Here is a 23,499-nt window from a genome sequence, read left to right as displayed (position 1 = left end):
AGGCCGGCAAAGTCTACTTGCGTACGATCCAGTCCAGAATGTCCGGATCGATATCGTCAAGCCCGGTCAATTCGCGCGCCAGCAGCTTGGCGTGCATGCGCCATTCGCGTTCCGCGATGCGATTTTCCGCGACCGATTTTCGGAAGGCGCCGCGAAGGATCTCGCAGTCCAAGGCGGTTACCCTACTGTCTGAGTGGACCTCAGCCATTTCAGTCTCCGCGTCGAGGGCGGGAGCACCTGAGTTGGCTACCAAGCATCCGTATGCCGTGTAGAACGGACGACGCCGTAAGCCTACGCTTTCCTATGGAAATAGCGAGTCGAATCGCGGCGCGCCTGGCTTGGCCACGCCTTCACATTTGATGTTGAAAACGGCTTCGGACGAGCGTTATAGAAATCGACGTTCCCCATTGCTTTCTAGGGAGGTTGCGATGGATAACGCAATGCCGAACGGCAAGGTTTGCCCTTGCGTGGAAGTGATCGAGGCCTGCGGCGAATGGTTCGTCCGCGTGGTCGAGGAAGACCAGGACCTAACCCGATCTTTTGAGATTGAATCCTCTGCCTTGGCCTTCGCGGAAGGCCAGAGGATGCGCTTGGGCCTTGCCGACTTCATACGGCTTTAGGGCCCTTCGGCTTCAATATCCGCGCTTCGCGCAACAGCGATGTCCAATTGTTCGGCCCGAGAAAGGCGACAAGCTCGCGGGCCTGCGCGTCGGTGATTCCGGTTTTGTCGACCAAACGGCGAACAACCTCGTCCGTCGCGGCAGGTGGTTTCTCTTGCTTGTCCGTCATTTTCGGATGTCCCTTCCGTGCGCCCCAACGGCCGGCCGCACGCAATGGTTCCTGACCTGAATAAGGATTATCCCGTTGCTCCGCGCCGCTGCGCACTATTGGCCGAAGGTCCCATTCGCGGCGCCGCGATGTTGTGCGAGATTGTCGCAATATAAGCGATTGCTTGAATAATGGTTCGAACGGCTGTCGAGGGGCGGTGTCGTGCCAATTCGCAAGTATCTTGCCGCGAATCTGCGACGGCTGGTCAGCAGCCATGCGTCGGTGGCAGCGGTATGCCGCGGATTGAACATGAACCGCACGCAGTTCGAGCGCTATCTGCAAGGCAAGAGCGTGCCCAACCGGGCCACGGCCAGGCTGATCTGCGCCTATTTCCGCATCGACGAGGATGAATTGTACCGCGCGCCGGAAGTGCCCGCGCCTGGACACAATGCCCTGTTGCCAATCCACCAGGCGCTCTACGAGAACATGGTGCGCGGCCCGGCTCCGGCCATCGCCGGCGGCACCTACTTCACCTACTTCATGGTTCCGGACCGTCCCGACCTTGTCATGCGGTCGGTCACCTTCGTGCGGCGCGAGGCCGAGCTGGTGACCTTCAGGCGCGTCACCCGCTGGGCCGAAGGCCTCCGCCGGAGCGGAGCGCGGGCGCCGGGCTGGCACTATGGCGTGGCGATCTCGCAGCTGAACTGGATCTATTTCGCCGGCATCAACCGCCGCCAGACCGGCGAGCCATCCATCGTTGCCGTGCAGTGGGCGCCGTTCTCGGAGCCGGTCCTGGTCGGCAACGCCTTCGTCCTGACCGGAACGAGGCCGGTCTGCGTAAAGGTCATCATGCGCCGGGAGGTCGGCAGGATCGGCCTGAGGCAGACGTTGCGGATGACCGGGCTCGTCAGCCTCGATGACCCGCGCCTCGACCAGCTTGTGGCCAGCCTTGCGCGCGAAGGCTAGAGTGCCGTCCGAACCAACGGACGTTGACCCGGGTCAACGGACGTTGACCCGGGCTAACAGGGATTCGCGATGCTCAACAGCTTCGACTATGGCGGCAAGGAAGCCGATACCGTGCATGCGCTGGAGGAGGACATCATCTTCGGCCGGCTGGCGCCCGGCACGCGCCTTGTCGAGGATGTCCTTTTGGCCCGCTTCCCGGTCTCGCGCCACACCATCCGCCAGGCGCTGTACCAGCTGGAAAAGCTCGGCATCGTCACGCGCGAGCGCAACAAGGGGGCCATGGTGCGCCGGCTCTCGCCGGAGGAAGTGCGGCAGATCTACGAAGTGCGCGAAATGCTGCAGCGCCAGGCGGCGCTGATGATCCCCTTGCCGGTCACCGAGGTGCTGATCGCGCAATTGGAGGAGATCCACCGCATCTACAGCGGCCATGTCGATGCAGGCTATCTCAGGGGCATCCACGAGGCCAATGACCGCTTCCACCTGACCATGTTCTCGGCCTGCGGCAACGCCTATCTCGTCGCCTCGATCGAACACTATATGCGCCTCAGCCTGCCGGTGCGGGCCAATTCGCTGGCCGACAGGGAAAAGCTCGACATCTCGCGTCAGCACCACGCGATGATGATCCAGGCGCTGAAGCGCCGGGACAATTGGGTGCTGGCGCAGCTGTGCGTCGACCATCTGCAGCCGAGCAAGGTGTTTTATCTCCAGGAGATCGAGACGGCGCCGGCTGGCTGAAGCAACGACCGTCCATCCGTAATGGCGCAAAAGAACAAGGAGATAGTCGCCGAACGCTGTCTCTACCTGACCTTGACGACGACCTTGCCCTTGGCACGCCCCGCTTCGACATAGGCCAATGCCTCGTTGGTCTTCTCGAATGGAAAAGTCCGATCGATGACGGGGCGTATGATGCCGGATTCGATGAGCGACGTGATCTTGCCCAGTTGATCGCCTTGCGCCCACATCAACAGGAAAGAATAGCCGACACCGGCGCGTCTGGCCTTGCTGCGTATGCCGCGGCTCAGCAGGCGCAGGATCAGCTTCAGGACCATGTTCAGCTTCTGCTTTCCCGCAAATTCGGGATCCGGCGGGCCGGAAATGGAGATGAGTTTCCCGCCCGGCTTCAGCACATGCAGGGATTTTTCCAGCGTTTTGGCATCCTGGCTGTTCAGGACGACGTCGTAGCCTTGCAGGATTTTCTCGAAATCGTCTTTCTTGTAGTCGATGACGATATCGGCTCCGAGATCTTTCACCAGATCGGCATTCGCTGCGCTCGCCGTCGTCGCGACGGTCGCGCCGAGATGCTTCGCCAGTTGGATGGCGAAGGTCCCCACTCCGCCCGAGCCGGCCTGGATGAACACCTTCTGGCCCTTCTTCAGCCCGGCTGTCTCCACCAGCACCTGCCAGGCGGTCAGGCCCACCAGCGGAATCGAGGCGGCTTCTTCCATGCTGAGGTTTTTTGGCTTCAGCGCCACATCGGCTTCATCCATGGCGATGGATTGGGCGAACGTGCCGATCCGCCCGTCGCGCGACCGCGCATAGACTTCGTCACCGAGCCTGAATTTGCGGACTTTCGATCCGGCCCGCACGACGATCCCCGCCACGTCGTGGCCCAGGATGAACGGCGGGCGATAGGGCAATATCAGCTTGAACTCCCCGTCCCGAAGCTTGGAATCGAGAAGGTTCACCCCGGCGGCGTGAATTTCGACCAGGACATCATTGTCCCGCAACTCGGGTTCCGGCATCTCGGCGAGCAGCAGGGCGCCCTTCTTTTGATACTTGTCGACAACAAAGGCTTTCATCATGGTCGCTCTCTAAAAATGATTTTCGGTGGCCGGCACGAACGGCCAAGCCGCATGGTGTGGTCGGTCGCCGGACAAGACCGGCGATGTTGCTGTTAAATCCGCGGCTTCGTTCAGACAGGCAGCCGAAATTGCTTGCGCAAGATTTTGTCGAACATCGCTGTCGGCGCGAACCGGCGCAGCATGCTTACCTGCCGCGCTGCCTTGCCGGCGGTGTAGCGCCGCAGCGGATGCCGGTCGGTCGCAGCCCGCAGAACCACCTTCGCCACCACTTCCGGCAGATCGGCCTTGGGCATCACGTCGCGAAGCAATGCCTCGACACCGGCCCGCGCCTCATCATATTCCTTCTTGACGGAATCGGGCTCGAATCCGTTCTGGTCAAAGACGGTGCGCACGAATGCCGGTTCGATGACCGAGACGCGAATATTGAAAGCGCGAACCTCATGGTCGAGCGATTCCGAATAGCCTTCAAGTGCGTGCTTGACGGCTGAATAATGGGCCGAATATGGCGCCGGGACCAGCCCCAGGATCGAGCCGATATTGACGATGCGCCCCTCGCCCAGCCGGCGCATCGACGGCAGCACCGCGTGGGTCATCCGCATGACGCCAAACAGGTTGACGTCGAACAGGGCCTGCGACTGCGAGACCGAGGACTCTTCCGCGCCTCCCAGCAGCCCGATACCGGCATTGTTGACCAACAGGTCTATCCGGCCGGTCTTGCCGAGGACAGTTGAGACAAGGGACGCGACGGACGCGTCGTCGGTCACGTCGCAAACCAGCATCGATATCCCGTTCGAGGCCTGGTTGGATGCCTTGCGGCTGGTGCCGAAGACAGTGAAGCCGGCGCGTGCCAAAATCTCCGCACTGGCCCGGCCAATGCCAGACGAGGCGCCGGTCACGATCGCGGTCTTTCCCGAATTCCGGTTCATTCTGAAGGCTCCAAACGTAAGAGGTCTTGCCTGTGGTCGGCGATTGCATTATGGTTATAATATCACATTATGATCATAATGCAATAGTGAAATGAGAAGGAACCATCATGCGCTATGACAAGGGCCGGAAGGACGCATCACGCAGCCGGATCATGGAGGTCGCTTCGCACCGCTTCCGAGCCGACGGCATCGCCGCGTCCGGATTGGCCAGCATCATGAGCGACGCCGGGATGACGAATGGCGCGTTCTATCCGCACTTCCAGTCAAAGGCCGACCTCGTCCGCGAGAGCATGGCATCGGCACTGGAAACCCAGTCGCAGCAATTGCAGCAGGCACTGGCCTCAGGCGGCCTGGAACTGGCGATGGCGATGTATCTGTCGCCCGAGCACCGGGATCATCCGCAGACCGGCTGTGCGTCCGCCGCGCTGTTGCCGGAAATCGCGCGTCAATTGCCCGAGACGCGCGCCCTCTACACCGAAAAGCTGCTGACCCTGGTGCACCAGTTGGCCAAGGACCTGCCGCCGCGCACGCGCGATCGCGAAGGCGTGGCGTTGGGCGTATTCGCCGCGCTTATCGGCGCCCTTCAATTGGCCCGTGCAGTGGAAGGAACGGATTTGTCGGACCGCATCCTGGCGGCGGGCGCGGATGCGGCGCGTGCGCTGATCCAGCCGCGCCGGGAGGAAGAGGCATCTTAGACATGCGGCCTCAGAATCGGTCTGCCGCAAAGGGCGCAAGGCGACCGGCATCGTCGCGCCCGGCAACCAGATCGCCAATCAGCCGCGACGTGACGGCCGCGAGCGTCAGGCCGAGGCAAGCGGCTGAGACCCGCCATCGGCGACAGCCGGCGCCGGAACGGTGAAACTTTTCGCATGCCGCTCCCGTTGCTTTAGGGATCGCCTCGCGGGCGATCGCAGACCTCCGATCAATGCCCCGCCGGTCCTGCCGGTGGGGCCTTTTTGGGGCTGACGGCGCGGAACAATCCCAGAGCCGGGAAGTTTTGAAATCGCTGGACGCTGCGACGTCCGACCGACCTTCGACGCCGGCCACGGTCCACGGGGGGGGGGGAAGGTTATTTCGTGGCTATTCGACAACAAAATGGGCTTTTGCTTGTGCGTATGAGTGAAAAATCGGAAAGTTTCAAGCCTTCCTATAATATATTCAAGCCTTCATATAATATATTTTAGAAAAATCGAGTTCATTTTGCGCGGAAAATTGGAACTTTTTCCCAAAACCTCTCGTTACACCCTTGATCGTTGCTTAGACGATCACAAAGCAACAGGGAAGGATCCTATTATGAAAATCAAGATGATCTGCCTTGGCGCCATGGCGCTTTCGATGGTCGCCGGCTCGGCTCTCGCCGCATCGGGCGGCAGCGGCACGTCCGCTCTCGACGATCCGGCCAAGATGCAGCCCTTCTACACGGACTCCACCATGAAGAAGATGCGCAGCGATGACGAGTTCACCAAGGCCTGGAAAGCACTGACACCCGAAGACCAGAAGATGATGATGACGGCCTGCGCCGATGAGGTCAAGAACGCCAACCCCACCAACACCCATCCGGAATTCTGCAGCAACGTGAAAAAGATCGGCGGCAGCAAATAGACGATGCCTCCATACCGTTGAAAACAGCCCCGTTCGCGGGGCTGTTTTGTGGACGGCGGATTAGCGGTCGCCGCCGCAAACCCTTGCCGCCCCAACGCCCCCTCGGCGATAATCCGCCGTCTCGCGGAGAACACCGATGTCGCTCAGCCCTTTATTCAATGCCTCGCCCGTCATCCAGCTCCATGCGCTGATCGCCATCGCCGCATTGCTGCTCAGCGCCGCGCAGCTCTGGCGCACCAAGGGCGACCGGCTGCACCGCGCACTTGGCCGCGTCTGGGTGGCGCTGATGGCGACGGTCGCCGGCTCCGGCCTGTTCATCTGGACGATCCGGCTGTGGGGGCCGTTCAGCCCGATCCACCTTCTGTCGCTGCTGGTGCTGGTGATGCTGTGGCGTGGCGTGCGCGCGGCGCGCGGCGGCAACATTGCCGCCCACCGCCGCATCATGCAGGGCACCTACATTTTCGGCCTCATCATCACCGGGCTTTTGACCTTCATTCCCGGCCGCACCATGTATGCCGTCGCCTTCGGCCCGCAGGGCGCGACAGCACAGAAGCTGGCGATTTTCTCCGCTTTGGTTATCCTCGCGGCGGCGGCAGGCCTCTACGCCGCGCGCAGAGCGCGGGTGCCGGGCTGAGTGTCGGTCGGCGAAGCCGCCGCCCTCTCCAATCCTTTCCTTGTTCTGGCCATGTTGCACTGCGAAAAGCATATTGCATTGCGATATCGGCCGACCAGGGCCGCGATGCGGGGCGGGCTTGAAGTAACGAAGGAGCTGTCGTGGCGGCATCGTTTCGGCCTGATATACAAGGATTGCGCGCGCTGGCGGTCGGCGGCGTCGTGGCCTATCATTTCGGCCTCTCGGCCCTCCCCGGCGGCTTTGCCGGCGTCGACATCTTCTTCGTCATCTCCGGCTGGCTGATCACCACGCACCTTATGGGCGAGATCACCGAGACCGGCCGGCTTGACCTCTGGCGCTTCTATGCGCGGCGCGCCCGGCGTCTCTTGCCGGCGGCCCTGTTCGTGATCCTGGCGACGCTTGGCCTCGGCTATTTCATCCTGGCGCCGCAGGAGCAGGCGCTCTATTCGCGCGGCGCCATGTTCGCCTCGGCCTATGCCATCAATCTGTGGCTGCTGCGCTGGTCGTTCGATTATTTCGCCGCGGACGCCTTGAGCAATCCCTTCATCCACTTCTGGTCGCTGTCGGTGGAGGAGCAGTTCTATCTCGTCTGGCCGGCGCTGCTGCTCTTCGCCGCCTGGCTGCGCCCGGGTCGGCGCATGGCTGTCGTGGTGATCGGCGTCGTCGGCCTCGCCTCCTTCGCCGCCTGCCTGTGGCTGACCAGCCTGTCGCCGGCCTGGGCCTTCTACTTCTCGCCGCTGCGCGCCTGGGAGTTCGCCGCCGGCGGCCTGGCGACGCTGGCCCCGGCGGCCTTGTGGCAACGGCGGCCATGGCTGCGAACAGCGCAGGGCTGGCTCGGCCTGGCGCTGATCGCGACGGCCTATCTCTGCTTGAGCGAAGACCTGCCCTTCCCCGGCTGGTACGCGCTGCTCCCGGTCGTTGGCACGGTGCTGGTGCTGCTGAGCGGCGCGGGCGAAAAGCACGACCAGCAGGCAGCGGGCCCGGCCCGTTGGCAGTCCCTGACGCCCGCCTCCGCGCTGTCGCTGCCGCCTCTGCAATGGGTCGGCACGCTCTCCTATTCTCTCTATCTCTGGCACTGGCCGGTCATCGTCTATGCCGGCATGTTGGTGCCGGATCTCAGCGTCGTCCAGCGCCTCGGCTGCGGCGCGCTGTCATTGGCGCTGGCATTCCTCACCTATCATTTGATCGAGAACCCGGCGCGGCGCGGCGGCTGGCTGACGGCGGGCGCGCGTGCGGTTCGTTTTGCCGCAATTCCCCAGGGAAAACCGCTTCACACTTTTCCCGGAATTGCTCTGGTTCCCGCGCTGGCGCTGACCGGCGTGGGCGTGGCGGCGGCCTATGCAAATGCGCATCTGGCGACGCGCAACATCGACCTCGCCCAGCGCGGCATCGAACAGGCCGCCGAACAGCCCTCCATCGCGCGTGCCGTGGACAAGAACTGCCTGCTCGACTTCCACACGGTGAAGCCGAAACCCTGCACCTTCGGCCCGGCAGATGCCGCCCACACCATCGTGCTGTTCGGCGATTCGCATGCCGACCATTGGTCGACCCCGCTGGTCGAGGCTGCCAGGCGCAACGACACCAAGGTGATCACTTATCTCAAATCCTCGTGCCGCGCCTCGCGTCTGTCGACCTTCAACACCGTGCTGAAGCGCGACTACACCGAATGCGACGCCTGGCGCGAACAGGCGATCGCCGACATCATCCGCCGCAAGCCGCGCCTTGTGGTGATCTCGGAATTCTCAATCGGCAATCTGACGCGCGACATGCCCGCCGCCGGCCGCAAGGCCGAGACGGCGCGCTGGCAGGCCGGCCTGCGCTCCACACTGCATGCCTTCAGCCAGGCCGGCGTCGAGACCGCCGTCATCCGCGACACGCCGATCGGCGACAGTTTCGCCGATTCCTGCGTGGCGCGCGCCCTGTGGTGGCGCGAGGCGCCCTCGCGCTGCGACACGCCGCGGGCGCAAGCCGCCAATGACGGCGCGGCGGCGCAAGAGCGCGCCGTGGTCAAGAGCGTGCCCGACACGCGCTATGTCGACCTCACCGACCGCTTCTGCGGCCCCACACAGTGCCACGTGTTCATATCAGGCAAACTGGCATTCCGCGACCGGCATCATCTGGCGACGGCGTTTGCCGAGACCTTGGAGGGGCCGCTGGAGAAGGCGCTGTTCTAGAGCAATTCTCCGTTCGGAATTTCAAGAAAAACAAAGAGATAGAGCGGGTCGGCCTTTCCATGAACGATAACCCGCTCCAATGCATGTCGTGCAAAAGTGGATCCAGCTTCAACGCGGCGCACCTTAGGTTTGAGGTCGAGACAGCGGCGTCTGACCGCAACAGCCCGACGATTTGGCCCGGCAGCGCATTGACGAGGCGGCGGTCGAAGCCTTAAGCCCGCGCTCACCCGGCCCCGCGCAGAAGAGAAAGACATGACAGACCCGATCGTGAGAGACAGCAACGGCAGCCAGTTGAACGAGGGGGACTCCGTGACCCTGATCAAGGACCTGAAGGTCAAGGGCACATCGGAGACGATCAAGCGGGGCACGCTGGTGAAGAACATCCGCCTTACCGGCAATCCAGGCGAGATCGAATGCAACACCAAGCAGGTGAAGGGCCTGGTGCTGAAAACCGAATTCCTGAAAAAGGCGTGAGCCGAGTTGCGGGGGCGCTAAGTCGGCGCCCTGGCAGACCCGGATTGGCCCTGCGGCCCCAAGGGCGGGACCTGCCCGTTGGCCAGCCTATCCCGACGACGCGCTCGATCCAGCGCATTCCCCCGCCTGTCGCCGTCACCGTGAGAAACATTGGTTTACCGGCTTCATGGGAACAGGGCCGCGCCGGCGGCGTTTATTAGACAGACCTTGAAGAGGAGGTTGTCATGAAGAAACTCTTGCTCGCATCCGTGATCGCGATTGCTTCGGCCGTGTCGGTGATAGCACCGGCGAATGCCGCCAGCATCACGCTTGGCATCGGCAACGGCTATGACGACGACTATTATGTTCCCAGATATCGTCATCATCATCGCGACTACAACGACGACGGCTACTATGGCCGATACAGTATGTATGACGAAGGCTACCGGCCGCGTTACTACGGCATGTACCATCGACGTTACTACGGCATGTACCATCGCCGCTGTCACACCGAGGTGATCAGGCACTGGCGTCACCACCATCGCGTCATCGAAACAGTCCGCGTCTGCAGGAACTGACTTGCGACTAGATCCGGCTGGCACCATGCCGGCCGGATTGCCCTTTGACATTCGCTTGCGCATCGCTCCCGGATGACAGCGCCGCTATCCGCGCCCCATCATCATCCCATAATGCACCGCCAGCAGGTCGAGCCCCACCTTCAACAGCTTCGTCACCACATCGCGCCCCTCGCCCGTCTGCTCCGCCAGGCTCTTGATCGAGCCGCCCGCGCAGCAGACTTGCCGCACCACCGCCACGACCTCCCAATGCCCCAGCGCCCTTGTGGCGGCGGCATGCGCGCGGCCGGCGTCGAGCACGCTGTCAGCGATGCCGCCGCCATGGCGGCCGCTATCGACGCGCTCGCTCCAGCGCATCGGCTTCACGCTCGCCTGCTGGCTGCACTGGAAATCCTCGCGGTAGCGCTGGCCGGCCTCGCGCTGCTGGCGCGACAGCGAGGTGATGCCGACGAGCGGGTCGACATTGCGCACCCGCACGATGCCGCCGGTGGACGTGTAGCCGTCATTCGACACCTCGTAGACGCGCCGCGCCTCAGCCGTGCCGGCGGCCAGCCGCTTGCGGCCGAAGGCGTCGTCGCTAAGCGCGAAATCATGGCCGAGCTCGCGACGTATGCGCACTTGCTCTGCCTCGCCCTTCGGCAATTTCGGCGCCTGCGGTTTGGCGGCTTTGGCTTTTTTGGGCATGGAGTGGCTCCTTGGGTTTGGGGTGTGGTGTTTTTGGAAAGGTCGGCGGGGCAGCGCCCCCCTCTGCCCTGCCAGGCATCTCCCCCACGAGGGGGAGATCAGATGTCGTGTCGGCTTTCGCCAATCATCAGCGTTGCAGGAAGGCGGCGCCGGCGACGCTGCCAATCTCCCCACCCGTGGGGGAGATGGCCGGCAGGCCAGAGGGGGGCGCTGTCCCACCGACCTGTCTGATCATCCCGTCACCAGATTCGCGGGCGCTTGCGCCGCCCGCCGCGCCATCAACTCGCGCATCGTTTTCCGCTCCCGCACTTCGATGCAGAGCTGCGCGCTGGACGGGCAGAACTGGGCGTTGCCGCTCCTCACCTCGCCGCGCACGAAGCGCTGGATGGCGGCCTGCAGATCGGCAAGCTCGGCGTCGCGCACCGCGCCGAGATAGCCGCGCATCTGCATCTCGACGTCAGTCAGGGCGGATTGCGGGAAGCATGAGAACATCGCGGCCAGCGCCTTCGTCGCCTGCTGCAGTTCGGCTGCGGTCATGGCTGCGGATCTCCTCGATGATGGCGTTGGCGGCGTCGGCATGGGTTCTCGGCCGCTGCCAGCCGGGCGGTTTCTTGGAACTGGCCGCGCGCGATGAAGAACGCTGCGCACCGTCGCGACAGAACGGCTCTCGCGGTCCTTGCGCCGAAACATGCCGGTTGTTTTCGCCTGAAAAAGCGGAAGCTTTTTCACTCTGGTTTCTGGAGTCTGGAGAATGCCGCGGCAAAGCGCCGGCACTTGCCGCCCCATGCGCCTTTGTTTTCAAGGCGGTGACGGCACCGCCGCGTGCGCCGGCGGCGGCCCTCGCCTCGCTTTTGACCTGCGCCTTGTGCAATTCCCTGGTCAGCCTCTTGTGGCCGATCTCGCCCGCCTGGCGCTCGAAGAAACCCAACAGATCGGCGCTGATGGCGCGCCATCTTTTCAGGGAAAGGCGCGCGACCCGCGCGAGCTTGGCGTCGTCATCGGGCAGCCGGCCGCCGGCGTTCCACATCGCCATCAGGATGAGCATGTAGGCACCGATCTGCTCGGTGGAGAGTTGCAAGGTGTCGCCGACGAAATCGGAGACGTAGAGCTGCATGAAGGGCCGCTCGCTCATACCATGCCTGCACGCAAGCTAATGGAACCAGCCGCCGGCCCGCACGTTATGACGCGTCGATGCAAAGGGGAGGTTTGCCGATGACGGCGTTCATGCCGATTACGCTGCGCTTTTGCAACAACAAGACCATGCTGGTCGGCTCGGTGGCCGACGCCGAAACGGCATTGCGACAGCAATGGCCCGACAAGACCGCACCCGCCTACATCGATGCCGCAAGGCTGGTCCGCCTGGCGGTCGAGGGCAGTTGCTGCCCGCGTACCGCCTTCGAGGCCTTCAGCAAGGCCGCCAGGCAACAGGGCATCTTGGTGGTGAAGCCGAGAAGCCGCGCGCATGACTGGCTCGACGCCGCCGCCGGCCCGTGACGCCGGGGCGATGCAACCGCGTGGCGGCCTTGCGCGTTTATAAGCGCGGGCTTTATAGTCTCGCTGAGATCGAAGGTGAACGCCGTGGGTACGCTGAAAACCGGAGTGCCGCTCAAAGTAAGCCTGGAAGGACATGTCGAGGAGATCGACAGCGTCAGCGATGCCGCCGATTTCCTGCAGCGCTGGCCGATCGAGCGGCGCGGTCACGTCTACCGCAGCGCGCTCAACGCCTGCAGTGCCGCGATCGCCGCGCAGATCTCCGAATCCGACGCGATTAAGGTGTTCACCGGCTTTGCCCGCGTCTCCGGCATCCTGGTTGCCGAAGGCGGCCCGGCCATGCGGCTCGAGGCACGCAGCGTCCAAAGCCGCATGCCCAAGCAGGGCCGGCAGATACCGAAATAGGCTCACTGGCAAACCCGCCGCTGAAACCGCGCCTGGTGGTAGCCGCAGTAGCTTTTCTGCGCTTTCGTTCGCATGCCGCAGCACAGCATGTCGGCGCCGGGCCGGCCGCCCGGCGCGTCGTTCTCCGGATCCTCTTCCAGGGTGAGATCGAGCGGCGCACGGCAGCGGTCGAAGAGGCAGTCTGCGAAGCGCATCGCCACGCCATGCGGCTGGCGGCCGACCGGTGCGCGCTGCGGCGCCGGCACCTGTAGACGGTAGGCCTCGCCATCGGCGATCAGCACGCCCACCTCGCGCACGAACAGGCGCGGCGGCAGCCACGCCGGCGAGGATTCGCGCCTGGTCCGCGCCTTGTTCTTGCGCGCGTCCCCGGCGGCATGGACGCCGGCGCGTTGTTGCGCCACTGCCTTGCCGCTGGGCTTGCCCTTTGCCTGCTTTGCGGCCGCCGGCTTGCATATTGCTTGCTCGCCGGCGGCTTGTCTCGCGGCCGGCGGCATCCCACGGCCATTGGCAAAGCCGATCGCGCCCAGCATGGCGTTGCGGTGGACGATGCCGATGATGGCGTTGCGTGACACCGGGCTGTCGCGCAGCGCGCTGAACGCCGCCGCGATCCTCGAGGCCGAAAGCCCCTCCTCCAGCCAGCGGGCGATCTCTTGCAGTTCGACGTCGCTGTAGCTTGCCATCTCCAGGCTCCATCCAGGGGTCCGCCTTCGGCAGCGCTCGAGAGCGCGCCGTCGGCCAGGCGTCAGGGTTCGGGCCCGGTCCGGGCCACGGTCAGGGTGTTCGGTGCGAAAGCCGGCTCGCGGGCCGGATCAGCCGGAGCGGATCGCGTGCCCGGCGGCCAGGCGCGCCAGCCGCGCCCCGGTGGTATTCCTGTCGGGAGCGGAAACCGCCCTGCCCGTCATCGGTTCGAGCAGGATGACGGTGCCGTCCTGCGTGCTGATGCAGGAGCGCGCATAAGGACCGGCGGACAAAACGGGCCGGTCGAATTGGGGGCCGGAGCCGAGGGGAGCGGCGGCTCCGGCCGTTCCGGCCGCCGGGGACGGGCGGGCCGGACCCGAGGCATCAAGGCGCTCGGGCTTCGCCTCGGCCGGGGAGGAGGACGGCCGGGACGGAAGGGCGGCGACATCGGTCGCCTTGTTTGCCTCGCGTGAGGCCGGCGCTACCGCGCCATGAAAGCTGGACAGGTTTTGCATGGCCGGATATAAGCATAACTCAAAAATATATGCAAGCCATTCTTTCATAGACGAGAGCCGCTTTCATCGCTCACATGGGTGCCATGGCCAAAACGGAACTGTCGATCAAGGTCGGGGCGGCGATACGCCAGGCGCGCAAGCAGCGCGGCCTGGTCATGCGCCACATTGCCGAGCACAACGACACCGATGTCGCCGCCGTCGGCAATTGGGAAACCGGCCGCAACCTGCCCAAGACCGAGAACCTTCTGAAGACCGCCGCCTTCCTGCGCGTCGACCCCGTCGCGCTCGGCCAGGGGCAGGTCGTCTTCCTCGACGATGCCGGCCCGGTGGCCGACGCCGAGATCGTCACCGATGCCGGCCCGATGCCCGCCGGCTCAATGGATATCGAGGTGCTGGGCGCCGCGGTCGGCGGCGATGACGGCGACTTCACCTTCAACGGCGAGCCCGCCGGCTATGTCCAGCGCCCGCCGGGCGTGCGCAACCTGCCGAAAGTCTTCGCGCTGCATGTGCTGAGCGACTCCATGGTGCCACGCTACGAACCCGGCGACCTCATCTATTGCGGCGGCCGCGACGCGATCCCCGGCGACCATGTGGTGATCGAGACGTTCCCGGAAGAAAACGAGCGCAACGGCAAGGCCTTCATCAAGAAACTGGTCAAGCGCACGGCGGGCGAGCTGGTGGTCGAGCAGTACAATCCGCCCAAGACGCTGACCTTCAACCGCTATGCGATCAAGCATGTCTGGCGGGTCATCCCGCTGAAGGAATTGCTGGGATATTAGGCCCTTTTTCCTTCTCCCCTTGTGGGAGAAGGAAGAACCAGCCCCCTCAAGCCCGCTTCGCCCCCTCCACCAGCACCTCGCGCTCGCTCAGCATCTGCGCTTCGCTGCGCACGCGCTGGCGCTCGTCGAGGAAGGCCGCCTGGATCGAGATCGCCGTGCCCGGCAGCCCGTCGGCGCGGCAGGCCGAGCAGACGATGCGGCCAGAAAGCTCCGCCAGCGGCGTGCTGCCCGTCACCCCGAAACGCCGGAGTTCATCCGGTTTCCACCATCTGTTGCGGCCGCAATCGGCGCACTCGACCGATATCGAGACGACATGCGCGATGACTGGTTTCCTGCCCGGCAATGCCATTGCCACTCCACCCCATTTGTTCCTGATTTGTTCGCATAATCCTGCGTTTTAGCCCTGGAGTCGAGTCGCAGTTTTAACACTTTCCCAAAAGTTTCCCTTTTATCAATTTTTGAGTTATGCTTCCAAAAACTCACAAACGTGAGTCGCCTGCCGCACCAGACCCGGGAGCAATGATGGATGCCGCCGATTTCGCCCGCGCCTGCGGTTACACCGGCGACAGCCCTGCTCTGCTTGAAGCCTTCGAGGCGATCCGCCGCAACGGCATCGCGCAGGCCCGCCAGGAGCATTTCCGGCGCAAGGCCGTCATCGACGAGTTGAAACAATCCGAACCGCTGTTCCTGGCGGCGATCGGCCCGGCGCTGTCGGCGCAGGAGGCCATCGAGGACACTGCCCGTTTCATCGCCTGCTGGCGCAACATGCCGCGCTGGCGCCAGGAACGGCGCCTGCCCGACCTCGTCCGGGCGAGGCAGCAGCGTCTCGTGGCCCGCTTCTTCCGCCGCCACGGCCATCGCCTGTGGGCGCGCGAAGCGGCCTGAAGACCGGCCATGTTGGACCAGCCATTTGCGGGTTCCAATCGGTTCTGTTTCTTTCTAGATTGTGCGTGGGTGGCTGTTCGACGTGCATGATTTGGAATGTTCAGGACTGCCCGCTCAAAAGTTCAAACCTGGATCACGGCCGGCGCGGGGACCATCGCGGCGCTGTTCGTTGCCGGTCTGATGGGCGCTTTCGGCGCCCTGCCCGCCCACGCTCCGCCGCAATTGCCGCTTGATGCCGCCATCGATGCCGGGCGCTGGCGCGTCCAGCCGGTGCGCGCCTATGTCAGCCACGCCAGAACCTATGGCGTGCTCTTGAAGCCCGGCCAGAAGGCGCTGGTGCTGGAGGCCGACATGACCAACCGCACCGCGCAATCCGATAAGGCCTATTTCGATGTCTTCAAGCCGGACGGCATCACCTTGCCCGACCCCATGCCGACGATCGCGCTAATCCGTGATTCGACGCTGACGCCGGAACTGCATCCCGGCATGACCGAGCGCATGGCCTATGTCTGGCCGCTGGCCGGCGACGCCGCTGTCCCGGCCAGCTTGAGCTTCGGCGTCACCGCCGAGATCTTCAAGCCGCGCGACAACCTCTACGGCATGCCCGGCTGGTTCAATCCCTACCGGCTCGGCACCATCGCCTTGCCGGTCGCCGACGTGCCGGCGCCGGGAACCGGCTCATGAGAATCCGCATCCTCGGCAATCTCGTCATCCTCGCCAGCACCGTAGCGCTGAGCTACGGCATGCAGGTGTCGAAACCACATTATGCCGACCTCACCGCGCCGATCCCGGTCGATGGCGCCATGCGCGACACCGTGCGCGCGCGCAGCTTCGATGTCCGGCTCGACAAGGTCGTCTTTGCCCGCGCCCTGAAAACCAACCAGTTCGGCCAGGAAAGGTCTTTGACCACCAGCGGCCTGTGGGCGGTGGTATCGACCAATCTCACCGCCACCGCCGCCTCCACAACGGTTGCCGAGGGCACCTGGCAAGGCCCGACCGGGCTGCGCTACCACCAGACGGAGCGGCTCGGCTACCGCCAGGACATGCCGCCGCATGGCGTCGATCCGGGCCTGGAGAAGCGCGGCCTGTTCGTGTTCGAAATACCGCCCGACCAGATCCGCGGCGCCAGCCTGCTGATAGCAGCGCGCCAGTTCGCCCCGCTCGACGCCCAGGCGCGCATCAGCCTCGATGGGGTGCCGACAAGCGCCGACGGCCAGCCGGCGGATGTGCTGCCGGAATTCGACTTGGATGCCCCGCAGGCCCAGACACTTCAAGGCAAGTCATGAGCGCCGTTTCTACCGGACCGATCGCCGGCGAAGACCGGCAGCCCGAGAAAAAATGGCGGCGGCGCAGCCTTGTGGCGCTTGCCATCCTGCTGCCGCTGACGCTGGCCGAGACCAGCTATGACAGCCTGCGCGAATGGCTGCATGGCGAGGACCTCATCGCCCGGGATGTCGATTTCGGCCAGGCCGTGCCGTTCGGCGGCAGCGACTGGAAACTGGCCGATCTGCGCGGCGGCAAGGCCGGCCGCCTGCCCGACCACGCCTTCGCCGTCATCGCCACGTTCTCGGTCAAGATAGGTGACCCCGACCTGCAAAAGCAGTGGCTGGGCTGCAAGCTGATGCTGACCGACGCCGCCGGGCGCCGCTGGCTGCCGGATGCCATCAGCGGCGTCAGCCTGCCGGCGGGCGTGATGAGCTGCACCTCGGCGATCTTCTCCAGCGCCAGGAAGGGCGACACCATCACCATCGGCGACACTTTTATTGTGCCGGAGGATGCGGTGAAAACGATCCGCCCGGCGGTCGGGCTGGGCAGCGAGCGGCCCTGGTTTCTGCGCTTCCAGGGGCCGCCGAAATAGCTACTTTCTCCCCGTCACTATACGGGGAGTTGAGAAGCGGTCCGCGAAGCGGACGAAAAGCCAATTGCTTGGCTTTTCGAGTGACGAACGCCCGGCAGGGCAATGAGGGGCAGCGCCAACGCTCCGGTAAGTGGCTGATTTGCCCAACGTCGCGGTCAGCACCGGCTTTGCGTATCCAAGCCCAATTCTTTCACGTCAGCGCCGCCCCTCATCCGCCTGTCGGCACCTTCTCCCCGTGAACGGGGCGAAGGGAACTCAGCGAAAACGCCGTCTCCAGCACCGCGGCCAGAAAGCATATCCTGATCGGCTCGATCAAAATGCCGGTGGAGGAATCCTGGAACGGGCTGCCGAACAGCAGCGTCACCCCGTGCGAGAAAATCTGCCAGACATCGAGTTCGTGCGGCCCGATCAGCCGCGTCGCGCCGAGCCACAGCCAGGCGGCGCTCCAGTCAATGAGGCGATAGCCGACGATCAGCGTGCACAGAAGCAGCAGGCTGGAACTCACCGTCAGCCGCACGCCATTGGCGATTGGCAGATAGCGCGAGCGGTAGCCGGCGATGAAATGCTCGACGAAGTCGCGCAGGAATTTCGGCAGGCCGGCATAGCGCGCGCCGAAGCGCTCCACCCGGTCGTGCACGCGCATCAGGGCAGCATCTTCGCGCACGTCATAGCCGTAGATCAGCGCCGCCATGACCAGCCAGATCAGCGGCAGGAGCATGTAGAAGAACAGGTTGACGGCCACCGTCGAGGGCGCGATCGAGGTGATTTCGACCGGCACCATCGGGGCCGCATTCGCCACCGGCACCGGGCTCGCCAGCCCGTCGGCGGTGGCCTGCAGCACCGACCAGAAGGAGCGGCTCATCAGCCATTGCAGCGCCGTGTCCTTCCAGCGGCTGATCACATAGAGACCGACGAAGATCCAGTTGGTCTCGCAGATCACCACCACGATCTGCCAGAACGAGGCGGTCTTGGTTTTCGTCTGCATGAACTTGGCCAGCCGGCGGATCAGCCAGGACACCGCCACCGAGATCAGCAGCCAGCGCGAATCCAGCACGTCGAGCACATTTCCGGCCTGGCCGAAATCGGCCTGGTCGAGCGTGGCGCGCGAATATTGCCGCACGATATCGCCGAGAAACCCCCAGGCCGCGTAATAGGCGAAGAAAGGCAGCAGCGCGATGGTGATCATGCGCACCAGCCGCGAGCCGCGCCGGTCGGCAGTGTCCTGTTGCTTCGCGGCCTTGTCGGCGCCGCGCTGCGCGGCCAAGAGATGCGGCAGCCCGGGGCGCAGCACATGGAACATCGCCACCGTCACCACCAGCTGCGCCAGCGCCACCAGCGTCAGCATGGCGAGCCCGGCGAAATGATTGGCGAGCGCCACTTTCGCCGCCAGCTGCAGCAGGAGATCGCCGGCCAGCACCCCGGCCAGCACCAGCGCGACAAGCTGCGGCCAGAAGCGCCGCAGCAGCGAAAAACTCAAGCTGATCGGCCTGATGATATCGGCAAACATGAGGTCTCTCACGATGCCACCCGCCCCAGGCCTTTCTAGCAAGGCCCGATCGTTTTGCAACCGGGCCGGGAAATGGATGGTCGTGCTGCGGTTTGATCAGGCCAGGCAGTTGGTGCCGGGTTCGGAGCGGATTATCGAGGAGCAGTTGCCGGGGTGAAAGTGCTGGTGCGAGGCGCCCCCTCTGTCCGGCAGCACAGAGGGGGTGAGCGCAGACCTCTTGCCCTTACCGCCGCACCCGCGACTTCAGCCACCGGTCAAACGCCACCGCCAGGATCAGGATGAGCCCGATCACGATGCTTTGCGTGTAGGACGAGACATTGTTGAACTGCAGCCCGTTCTGCAGCACACCGATGAGCGCTGCGCCCACCACCGTACCGCCGACCGAGCCGATGCCGCCGAACAGCGAGGTGCCGCCGATGACGACGGCGGAGATGACCGTCAGCTCGTAGCCGATGCCGGCGACCGCTTCCGAGGAATTGAGCCGCGCCGACAGCACGAAGGCGGCAAGCCCGGCGAAGAAGCCGACGATGACATAGACCGAGACAAGGATTCGGTCGACGCGCAGGCCCGAGAGCCGTGCCGCCTCTGCATTGCCGCCGACGGCGTAGACGGCGCGTCCGTAGCGCGTGTAGCGCAGCACGATGTGGCACAGGATCGCGGCGATGGCGAAGATGATGGCCGGCACCGGCACCGGGCCGATCAGCCCCGTGCCGAACCAGCGCATCGAGGCGTCGAAACCGGAGATCGGGCCGCCATTGGAGATGGTCAGCGTCAGCCCGCGAAACACCGTCAGCCCGCCCAGCGTGACGACGAAGGGCGGCACTTTCAGTCGGGTGATGGCAAGCCCCTGCACGCCGCCGGCGGCGGCGCCGACGATGACGGCGGCGAGCAGCGCCGCGAACCAGCCATAGCCCTGCGTGCCTGAGGTCGACAGCGACAGCGTGTTGGCCGCACCGCCCTTGGCGACGACGGCGGCGACCATGCCGCAGAAGGCCAGCAGCGAGCCAACCGACAGGTCGATGCCGGCGGTGAGGATGACGAAGGTCATGCCGAGCGCGATCAGCCCGGTGATCGAGATCTGCCGCGTGATGTTGAACAGATTGATCGGGTCGATGAAGCTCGGCTTCAGCACCGTGAAGACGACGACCAGCGCCGCCAGGAACAGCAGCGGCCCGAAACTCATCAGCAACCGCGCGATCGTCGCGCCGCCGCGCTGGCTCTGCTCTTCGGCGATGCTCATCGTGCCTGATCCTCCGCATCCTGCCCAAGCGCATCTTGGCTGTCGAGCGCCATCAGTTCCATCAGTTTTTCCTCGTTTGCCTCGACGCCCGGCATCTCACCGGTGATGCGGCCCCGGCGCATGGTGACGATGCGGTCCGACACCGCCAGCACTTCGGGCAGCTCGGACGAGATCATCATCACCGCGATGCCGCGCGCCGCCAGTTGCACCAGGATCTGATGCACCTCCGCCTTGGCGCCGACATCGACGCCGCGCGTCGGCTCGTCGACGATCAGCACTTTCGGGTCACGCGCCAGCCAGCGCGCCAGGATGACCTTCTGCTGGTTGCCGCCCGACAGGCCCTCGATGGCCTGCTCGGCCGAGGCCATCCGGATCGACAGCATTTTCCTGAAACCCGACAGCGCGTCGCGCTCGCGCCGCTCGGCCATGAAGCCGAAGCCGTTGCTGAACGTGCCGAGCGAAGCGACGGAGAAATTGGGCAGGATGCCGAGCGCGGCAAAGATCGCTTGGTGCTTGCGGTCCTCCGGCACCAGGCCGATGCCGAGCGCGATGGCATCCGCCGGTGAGGCCGGCGCGATCTGTTTGCCGTCGAGCATGATGGTTCCGGCGGCGATGCGGTCGGCGCCGAAAATGGCGCGCGCCAGCTCCGTGCGGCCCGAGCCGACAAGCCCGGCGACGCCGAGGATTTCGCCGGCCTTGAGATCGATGTCGACGCCGTCGAGCACGATGGCGTGCGGCGCCTCGGGGTCGCGCACGGTGCGCAGGCCGCGCACCGACAGCACGACATCGCCGGCCACCGCGCGCTGCACCGGCCGTGCATAGAGTTCGGAGGCGGCGCGGCCGACCATCTTCTCGATGATCCGCGGCAACTGGATCGGTCGTCCCTTGTCGCGGTCGAGATGCCCGGCCAGCCGGCCGTCGCGCAGCACCGTCATGCGGTCGCAGATGGCGGAAGCCTCCTCCAGCCGGTGGGTGACGAACATGATGGCGACCTTGTCCTGGCGCAGCCGGCCCATGATCGACAACAGACGCTGCACCTCGGTCTCGGTCAGCGCCGATGTCGGCTCGTCCATGATGATCAGCCGGCTCTTGAGCGACAGGGCGCGGGCGATCTCGACCAGTTGCTGCTCGGCCACCGACAGCGCCGAGACCGGCGTCATCGGATCGATGGAGAGGCCGACGCGGGCGATGATGTCGCGGGAATCCTGTTCCATGCGCCGCCAGCTCACCAGCCCCAGTGGCCCGACCGGCGCGCGGCCGATGAAAATATTCTCCGCCACCGTCAGCGTCGGGATCAGGCTGAGTTCCTGGTAGATGGTGACGATGCCGAGCCGCTTGGCATCCTGCGGGTTGGACGGCGCGTATTCGGCGCCGTCGAAAATGATGCGCCCGCTGGACGGCGGCATGACGCCCGACAGGATTTTGAGCAGCGTCGATTTTCCCGCGCCGTTCTCGCCGAGCAGGCCGAGGATTTCGCCGGGGCGGATGTCGAGCGAGACGTCGCTCAGCGCGGTCACGCCGGCGAAATGCTTGGTGACGCCCTCGACGGCAAGCAGGACAGGCGCGGCTTCAGCTGGCAAGGGTTGCTCCCGTATTGCGGTAAGTGGCGGGAGCGCGCCCGCCTTCGGCGCGCTGTCCCGCCAGCCTTGCCAATGAGCCTGTCTCCGCCAAGTTCTACTTCGTCTCGCTCAACCTCTCGGCCTTGTCGAGATTGTCCTTGCCGATGACGATCGGCGTCAAAAGCACCAGCTTCTCCTTCGGCTCGGTCTTGTTCTTGGCGTAGGCGACAGCGATCTGCACGGCGGTGCGCGACTGCTGGCCCGGGAACTGTTCGACCGTGCCGGCGAGCTTGCCGTCGCGCACGGCAACCAGCGCTTCCGGCAGCGCGTCGAAGCCGTAGATCTTGACGTCGGTGAAGTTGCGCGCCGCGCAGGCTTCGAGCGCACCGAGCGCCATGTCGTCATTGGCGCAGATGATGGCGTCCGGCTTGCCATTGGCGGCGAGCCCGGCTTCCGTCACCGACAGCGCCTCGGCGCGGGCGAAGTTGGCGGTCTGCTCGAAGATGATCTGGTACTTGTCCTTCAAGGGATCGAGCACATTGTGCACGCCCTTGTTGCGGTCGATCGCCGGACCGGCACCCGGCTGGCCCTGCAGATGGAACAGCTTGGCGCCGTTGGGGAACGCCGCCACCATGGCCTGCGCCTCCGCCTCGCCGCCCTTGACATTGTCGGCGCCGACATGGGCGAGAATGCCCTGGACACCGTCGACGCGGCGGTCGATCGTCACCACGGGAACACCAGCCTTGACCGCTTCCTCGATGGCCGGCGCCAGCGCGTTGACGTCGAGCGGCGAAATCACGATGGCGTTGACCTTCTGCACCAGCGCCGCCTCGATGTCGGCGGTCTGCTTGGTGGCCGAATTCTGTCCGTCGCTTTCGGTCAGGTTGACGCCCTGGGCCTGCGCTTCGGCCTTGATCTCGTTCAGCATGTGCACGAAGAACGGAAAGCCGAGATTGGGCACCGAACCCAGTATGGTCAGCTTATCCTCGGCGAACGCCGAACGTGCGGCCAGCATCATGGCGCCCGCGGCCACGGACGTCATCAGGAATTCACGTCTGTTCATGGTTGATCTCCTCCACAAGAACGCACGCCCCGGAAACCGGGACGGTTTCAGGAAGGATCATGCGTCGGTTCAAAGTGTTGGAGCATCCTCCTTGCGCGGGACAGCGCATGCCGCTCCAGCTGATCGCCGTGCAAAAACCGCCTCCCATCGGCATCAGCCAGGGGATGCTAACCCAGGGTCAACCATTTGTGCAACATCGATATAACAGTGCTTTCAGTGAATTATCGGAATTGTCGGAATTTTGGCCAAACCGACCTGCCCGGCTTCCATTCCGGGGCCGCGGCCCTAGTTTGACCCCCGAACCATTCCTGAAGCTCAGTCCTTCCCGAAAATCAGTCCATCCCTGGAGAAACCATGAAGCCGCACGTCATCTGCCATATGCTCGCCTCGCTCGACGGCGGTCTTCATCCGAGCCGCTACACCGCGAGCCCCGACGGAACCCGCGCCGAGTGGTCAGGCCTCTATGAGCAGATCCACGGCGATCTCCAGGGCGACGCCTGGATCGTCGGCCGCGTCACCATGGCCGAGATGAGCAAGGCCGGCGCGCACCCGCCGGCGCAGATCGGCAAGGTCGAGCGGCCGCATCATTTCGCGCAACGCGACGCGGGCACCTATGCCGTGGCGCTCGATGCCTCCGGCAGGCTCCATTTCGCCAGGCCGGATGTCGGCGGCGACCATGTCGTGGTGCTGCTTGGGCGTGACGTCTCCGACAGCCATCTGGCCGAGCTCGCCGCCGACGGCGTGTCCTATATCGTGTCGGAAACGGCCGAGATCGATCTCGCCGCCGTGCTCGAAGTGCTCGGGCGGGAACTCGCAATCCGCCGGCTGCTGCTCGAAGGCGGCGCCGGCATCAACGGTTCCTTCTTCGCGGCAGGGCTTGTCGATGAACTCAGCCTTCTGGTCGCGGGGGGGGGGGCGGGGGGGGCGGGGGGGGG

Annotated in this window: 31 protein-coding genes; 17 read left to right on the top strand and 14 right to left on the bottom strand. The window is 64.7% G+C overall.

All coding sequences use genetic code 11. The features are described 5' to 3' along the window. Nucleotides 1-13: 13 nt before the first annotated feature. The gene (locus FJV80_RS32045) at nucleotides 14-208 is read right to left on the bottom strand and encodes a hypothetical protein (RefSeq protein WP_142878311.1); all 195 of its coding nucleotides are present in this window, start codon (nucleotides 206-208) and stop codon (nucleotides 14-16) included. 220 nt (nucleotides 209-428) lie between these two features. On the opposite strand from FJV80_RS32045, the gene FJV80_RS32040 reads away from it, so the two are divergent. Next, on the top strand, nucleotides 429-620 hold the full coding sequence (locus tag FJV80_RS32040) for a hypothetical protein (RefSeq protein ID WP_245438093.1): 192 nt from the start codon (nucleotides 429-431) through the stop codon (nucleotides 618-620). On the opposite strand, the gene FJV80_RS32035 is transcribed toward FJV80_RS32040, so the two are convergent. Continuing rightward, nucleotides 607-789 (bottom strand): hypothetical protein, encoded by a 183-nt coding sequence (locus FJV80_RS32035; RefSeq protein ID WP_095789257.1) that lies wholly within the window; start codon nucleotides 787-789, stop codon nucleotides 607-609. The two genes, FJV80_RS32040 and FJV80_RS32035, sit on opposite strands and share 14 nt — an antisense overlap. Before the next feature lie 201 nt (nucleotides 790-990). On the opposite strand from FJV80_RS32035, the gene FJV80_RS32030 reads away from it, so the two are divergent. Together FJV80_RS32030 and FJV80_RS32025 are read left to right on the top strand one after the other, a co-directional pair. Continuing rightward, entirely contained in the window at nucleotides 991-1,734 is a 744-nt protein-coding gene (locus tag FJV80_RS32030) for a helix-turn-helix transcriptional regulator (protein WP_142878310.1), read from the top strand. A 69-nt stretch (nucleotides 1,735-1,803) separates the two neighbouring features. Next, nucleotides 1,804-2,469, top strand: a complete 666-nt coding sequence (locus FJV80_RS32025) for a GntR family transcriptional regulator (protein ID WP_095775064.1) — start codon at nucleotides 1,804-1,806, stop codon at nucleotides 2,467-2,469. 62 nt (nucleotides 2,470-2,531) lie between these two features. Here FJV80_RS32025 and FJV80_RS32020 read toward each other — a convergent pair whose 3' ends face one another. Continuing rightward, nucleotides 2,532-3,533 carry an NADP-dependent oxidoreductase gene (locus FJV80_RS32020; protein WP_142878315.1) on the bottom strand — a complete coding sequence of 334 codons (1,002 nt, stop codon included), beginning with the start codon at nucleotides 3,531-3,533 and terminating at the stop codon, nucleotides 2,532-2,534. A 113-nt stretch (nucleotides 3,534-3,646) separates the two neighbouring features. Beyond that, nucleotides 3,647-4,462: an oxidoreductase gene (locus FJV80_RS32015; RefSeq protein WP_142878309.1), complete on the bottom strand. Its 816-nt coding sequence runs from the start codon at nucleotides 4,460-4,462 to the stop codon at nucleotides 3,647-3,649. Nucleotides 4,463-4,569: 107 nt separating this feature from the next. On the opposite strand from FJV80_RS32015, the gene FJV80_RS32010 reads away from it, so the two are divergent. The 6 genes from FJV80_RS32010 to FJV80_RS31980 all read left to right on the top strand — a co-directional run bounded on the left by FJV80_RS32010 (nucleotide 4,570) and on the right by FJV80_RS31980 (nucleotide 9,903). Then, nucleotides 4,570-5,157, top strand: coding sequence for a TetR/AcrR family transcriptional regulator (locus tag FJV80_RS32010; protein WP_142878308.1), 588 nt, complete (start codon nucleotides 4,570-4,572; stop codon nucleotides 5,155-5,157). Nucleotides 5,158-5,755: 598 nt separating this feature from the next. Then, a complete protein-coding gene (locus FJV80_RS32000; RefSeq protein ID WP_142878306.1) occupies nucleotides 5,756-6,064 on the top strand; it encodes a hypothetical protein in 309 nt (102 codons plus the stop codon). 136 nt (nucleotides 6,065-6,200) lie between these two features. Continuing rightward, nucleotides 6,201-6,698: a DUF2306 domain-containing protein gene (locus FJV80_RS31995; protein ID WP_142878305.1), complete on the top strand. Its 498-nt coding sequence runs from the start codon at nucleotides 6,201-6,203 to the stop codon at nucleotides 6,696-6,698. Between the two features lie 140 nt (nucleotides 6,699-6,838). Next, nucleotides 6,839-8,872 (top strand): acyltransferase family protein, encoded by a 2,034-nt coding sequence (locus FJV80_RS31990; protein ID WP_142878304.1) that lies wholly within the window; start codon nucleotides 6,839-6,841, stop codon nucleotides 8,870-8,872. A 252-nt stretch (nucleotides 8,873-9,124) separates the two neighbouring features. Then, nucleotides 9,125-9,346 (top strand): alkylphosphonate utilization protein, encoded by a 222-nt coding sequence (locus FJV80_RS31985; RefSeq protein ID WP_095776030.1) that lies wholly within the window; start codon nucleotides 9,125-9,127, stop codon nucleotides 9,344-9,346. Between the two features lie 224 nt (nucleotides 9,347-9,570). Next, nucleotides 9,571-9,903 carry a hypothetical protein gene (locus FJV80_RS31980; protein WP_142878303.1) on the top strand — a complete coding sequence of 111 codons (333 nt, stop codon included), beginning with the start codon at nucleotides 9,571-9,573 and terminating at the stop codon, nucleotides 9,901-9,903. Nucleotides 9,904-9,987: 84 nt separating this feature from the next. Here the strand turns inward: FJV80_RS31980 and FJV80_RS31975 are convergent, their stop codons facing one another. The 3 genes from FJV80_RS31975 to FJV80_RS31960 form a co-directional block, all read right to left on the bottom strand. Further along, entirely contained in the window at nucleotides 9,988-10,584 is a 597-nt protein-coding gene (locus FJV80_RS31975) for a DUF6456 domain-containing protein (RefSeq protein ID WP_095776032.1), read from the bottom strand. A gap of 231 nt (nucleotides 10,585-10,815) precedes the next feature. Further along, a complete protein-coding gene (locus tag FJV80_RS31965) occupies nucleotides 10,816-11,121 on the bottom strand; it encodes a hypothetical protein (RefSeq protein WP_142878302.1) in 306 nt (101 codons plus the stop codon). Next, on the bottom strand, nucleotides 11,042-11,716 hold the full coding sequence (locus FJV80_RS31960) for a DUF1376 domain-containing protein (protein WP_142878301.1): 675 nt from the start codon (nucleotides 11,714-11,716) through the stop codon (nucleotides 11,042-11,044). Before FJV80_RS31960 ends, FJV80_RS31965 begins: the two co-directional genes overlap by 80 nt. Before the next feature lie 80 nt (nucleotides 11,717-11,796). On the opposite strand from FJV80_RS31960, the gene FJV80_RS31955 reads away from it, so the two are divergent. Both FJV80_RS31955 and FJV80_RS31950 read left to right on the top strand, forming a co-directional pair. Then, nucleotides 11,797-12,078, top strand: coding sequence for a DUF982 domain-containing protein (locus FJV80_RS31955; protein ID WP_142878300.1), 282 nt, complete (start codon nucleotides 11,797-11,799; stop codon nucleotides 12,076-12,078). Nucleotides 12,079-12,153: 75 nt separating this feature from the next. Continuing rightward, a complete protein-coding gene (locus tag FJV80_RS31950; protein WP_179301167.1) occupies nucleotides 12,154-12,480 on the top strand; it encodes a DUF982 domain-containing protein in 327 nt (108 codons plus the stop codon). A 2-nt stretch (nucleotides 12,481-12,482) separates the two neighbouring features. Here FJV80_RS31950 and FJV80_RS31945 read toward each other — a convergent pair whose 3' ends face one another. Further along, nucleotides 12,483-13,160, bottom strand: coding sequence for a GcrA family cell cycle regulator (locus FJV80_RS31945; RefSeq protein WP_142878299.1), 678 nt, complete (start codon nucleotides 13,158-13,160; stop codon nucleotides 12,483-12,485). A gap of 129 nt (nucleotides 13,161-13,289) precedes the next feature. Next, a complete protein-coding gene (locus FJV80_RS31940; protein ID WP_246689099.1) occupies nucleotides 13,290-13,673 on the bottom strand; it encodes a hypothetical protein in 384 nt (127 codons plus the stop codon). 74 nt (nucleotides 13,674-13,747) lie between these two features. Here FJV80_RS31940 and FJV80_RS31935 point away from each other — a divergent pair, with 74 nt between their 5' ends. Further along, nucleotides 13,748-14,452: a helix-turn-helix transcriptional regulator gene (locus tag FJV80_RS31935; protein ID WP_095776039.1), complete on the top strand. Its 705-nt coding sequence runs from the start codon at nucleotides 13,748-13,750 to the stop codon at nucleotides 14,450-14,452. A 46-nt stretch (nucleotides 14,453-14,498) separates the two neighbouring features. Here the strand turns inward: FJV80_RS31935 and FJV80_RS31930 are convergent, their stop codons facing one another. Then, nucleotides 14,499-14,801 (bottom strand): hypothetical protein, encoded by a 303-nt coding sequence (locus FJV80_RS31930; RefSeq protein WP_095776040.1) that lies wholly within the window; start codon nucleotides 14,799-14,801, stop codon nucleotides 14,499-14,501. 173 nt (nucleotides 14,802-14,974) lie between these two features. Here FJV80_RS31930 and FJV80_RS31925 point away from each other — a divergent pair, with 173 nt between their 5' ends. The 4 genes from FJV80_RS31925 to FJV80_RS31910 all read left to right on the top strand — a co-directional run bounded on the left by FJV80_RS31925 (nucleotide 14,975) and on the right by FJV80_RS31910 (nucleotide 17,195). Continuing rightward, nucleotides 14,975-15,337: a hypothetical protein gene (locus FJV80_RS31925; RefSeq protein ID WP_142878297.1), complete on the top strand. Its 363-nt coding sequence runs from the start codon at nucleotides 14,975-14,977 to the stop codon at nucleotides 15,335-15,337. Nucleotides 15,338-15,433: 96 nt separating this feature from the next. Further along, nucleotides 15,434-16,021, top strand: a complete 588-nt coding sequence (locus FJV80_RS31920; protein ID WP_142878296.1) for a hypothetical protein — start codon at nucleotides 15,434-15,436, stop codon at nucleotides 16,019-16,021. Then, on the top strand, nucleotides 16,018-16,623 hold the full coding sequence (locus FJV80_RS31915; RefSeq protein WP_142878295.1) for a hypothetical protein: 606 nt from the start codon (nucleotides 16,018-16,020) through the stop codon (nucleotides 16,621-16,623). Before FJV80_RS31920 ends, FJV80_RS31915 begins: the two co-directional genes overlap by 4 nt. After that, on the top strand, nucleotides 16,620-17,195 hold the full coding sequence (locus FJV80_RS31910) for a hypothetical protein (RefSeq protein ID WP_142878294.1): 576 nt from the start codon (nucleotides 16,620-16,622) through the stop codon (nucleotides 17,193-17,195). Before FJV80_RS31915 ends, FJV80_RS31910 begins: the two co-directional genes overlap by 4 nt. A 208-nt stretch (nucleotides 17,196-17,403) precedes the next feature. Here the strand turns inward: FJV80_RS31910 and FJV80_RS31905 are convergent, their stop codons facing one another. The 4 genes from FJV80_RS31905 to FJV80_RS31885 all read right to left on the bottom strand — a co-directional run bounded on the left by FJV80_RS31905 (nucleotide 17,404) and on the right by FJV80_RS31885 (nucleotide 22,564). After that, the gene (locus FJV80_RS31905; RefSeq protein WP_142878293.1) at nucleotides 17,404-18,702 is read right to left on the bottom strand and encodes a hypothetical protein; all 1,299 of its coding nucleotides are present in this window, start codon (nucleotides 18,700-18,702) and stop codon (nucleotides 17,404-17,406) included. A 223-nt stretch (nucleotides 18,703-18,925) separates the two neighbouring features. Beyond that, nucleotides 18,926-19,942, bottom strand: coding sequence for an ABC transporter permease (locus tag FJV80_RS31895; protein ID WP_038648308.1), 1,017 nt, complete (start codon nucleotides 19,940-19,942; stop codon nucleotides 18,926-18,928). After that, nucleotides 19,939-21,522, bottom strand: a complete 1,584-nt coding sequence (locus FJV80_RS31890) for a sugar ABC transporter ATP-binding protein (RefSeq protein WP_142878292.1) — start codon at nucleotides 21,520-21,522, stop codon at nucleotides 19,939-19,941. The genes FJV80_RS31895 and FJV80_RS31890 overlap by 4 nt, the downstream gene beginning before the upstream one ends. A gap of 94 nt (nucleotides 21,523-21,616) precedes the next feature. After that, nucleotides 21,617-22,564: a substrate-binding domain-containing protein gene (locus FJV80_RS31885; protein WP_095776046.1), complete on the bottom strand. Its 948-nt coding sequence runs from the start codon at nucleotides 22,562-22,564 to the stop codon at nucleotides 21,617-21,619. A 354-nt stretch (nucleotides 22,565-22,918) separates the two neighbouring features. Here FJV80_RS31885 and FJV80_RS31880 point away from each other — a divergent pair. Then, on the top strand, nucleotides 22,919-23,499 hold a 581-nt coding region (locus FJV80_RS31880; RefSeq protein ID WP_142878291.1), incomplete at its 3' end, for a RibD family protein.

The sequence above is a fragment of the Mesorhizobium sp. WSM4310 genome, from assembly GCF_007003935.1.
GTDB lineage: Bacteria > Pseudomonadota > Alphaproteobacteria > Rhizobiales > Rhizobiaceae > Mesorhizobium.
The sequence above is the reverse complement of the archived record's forward strand: the minus strand, read 5'-3'. Positions and strand labels throughout refer to the sequence as shown.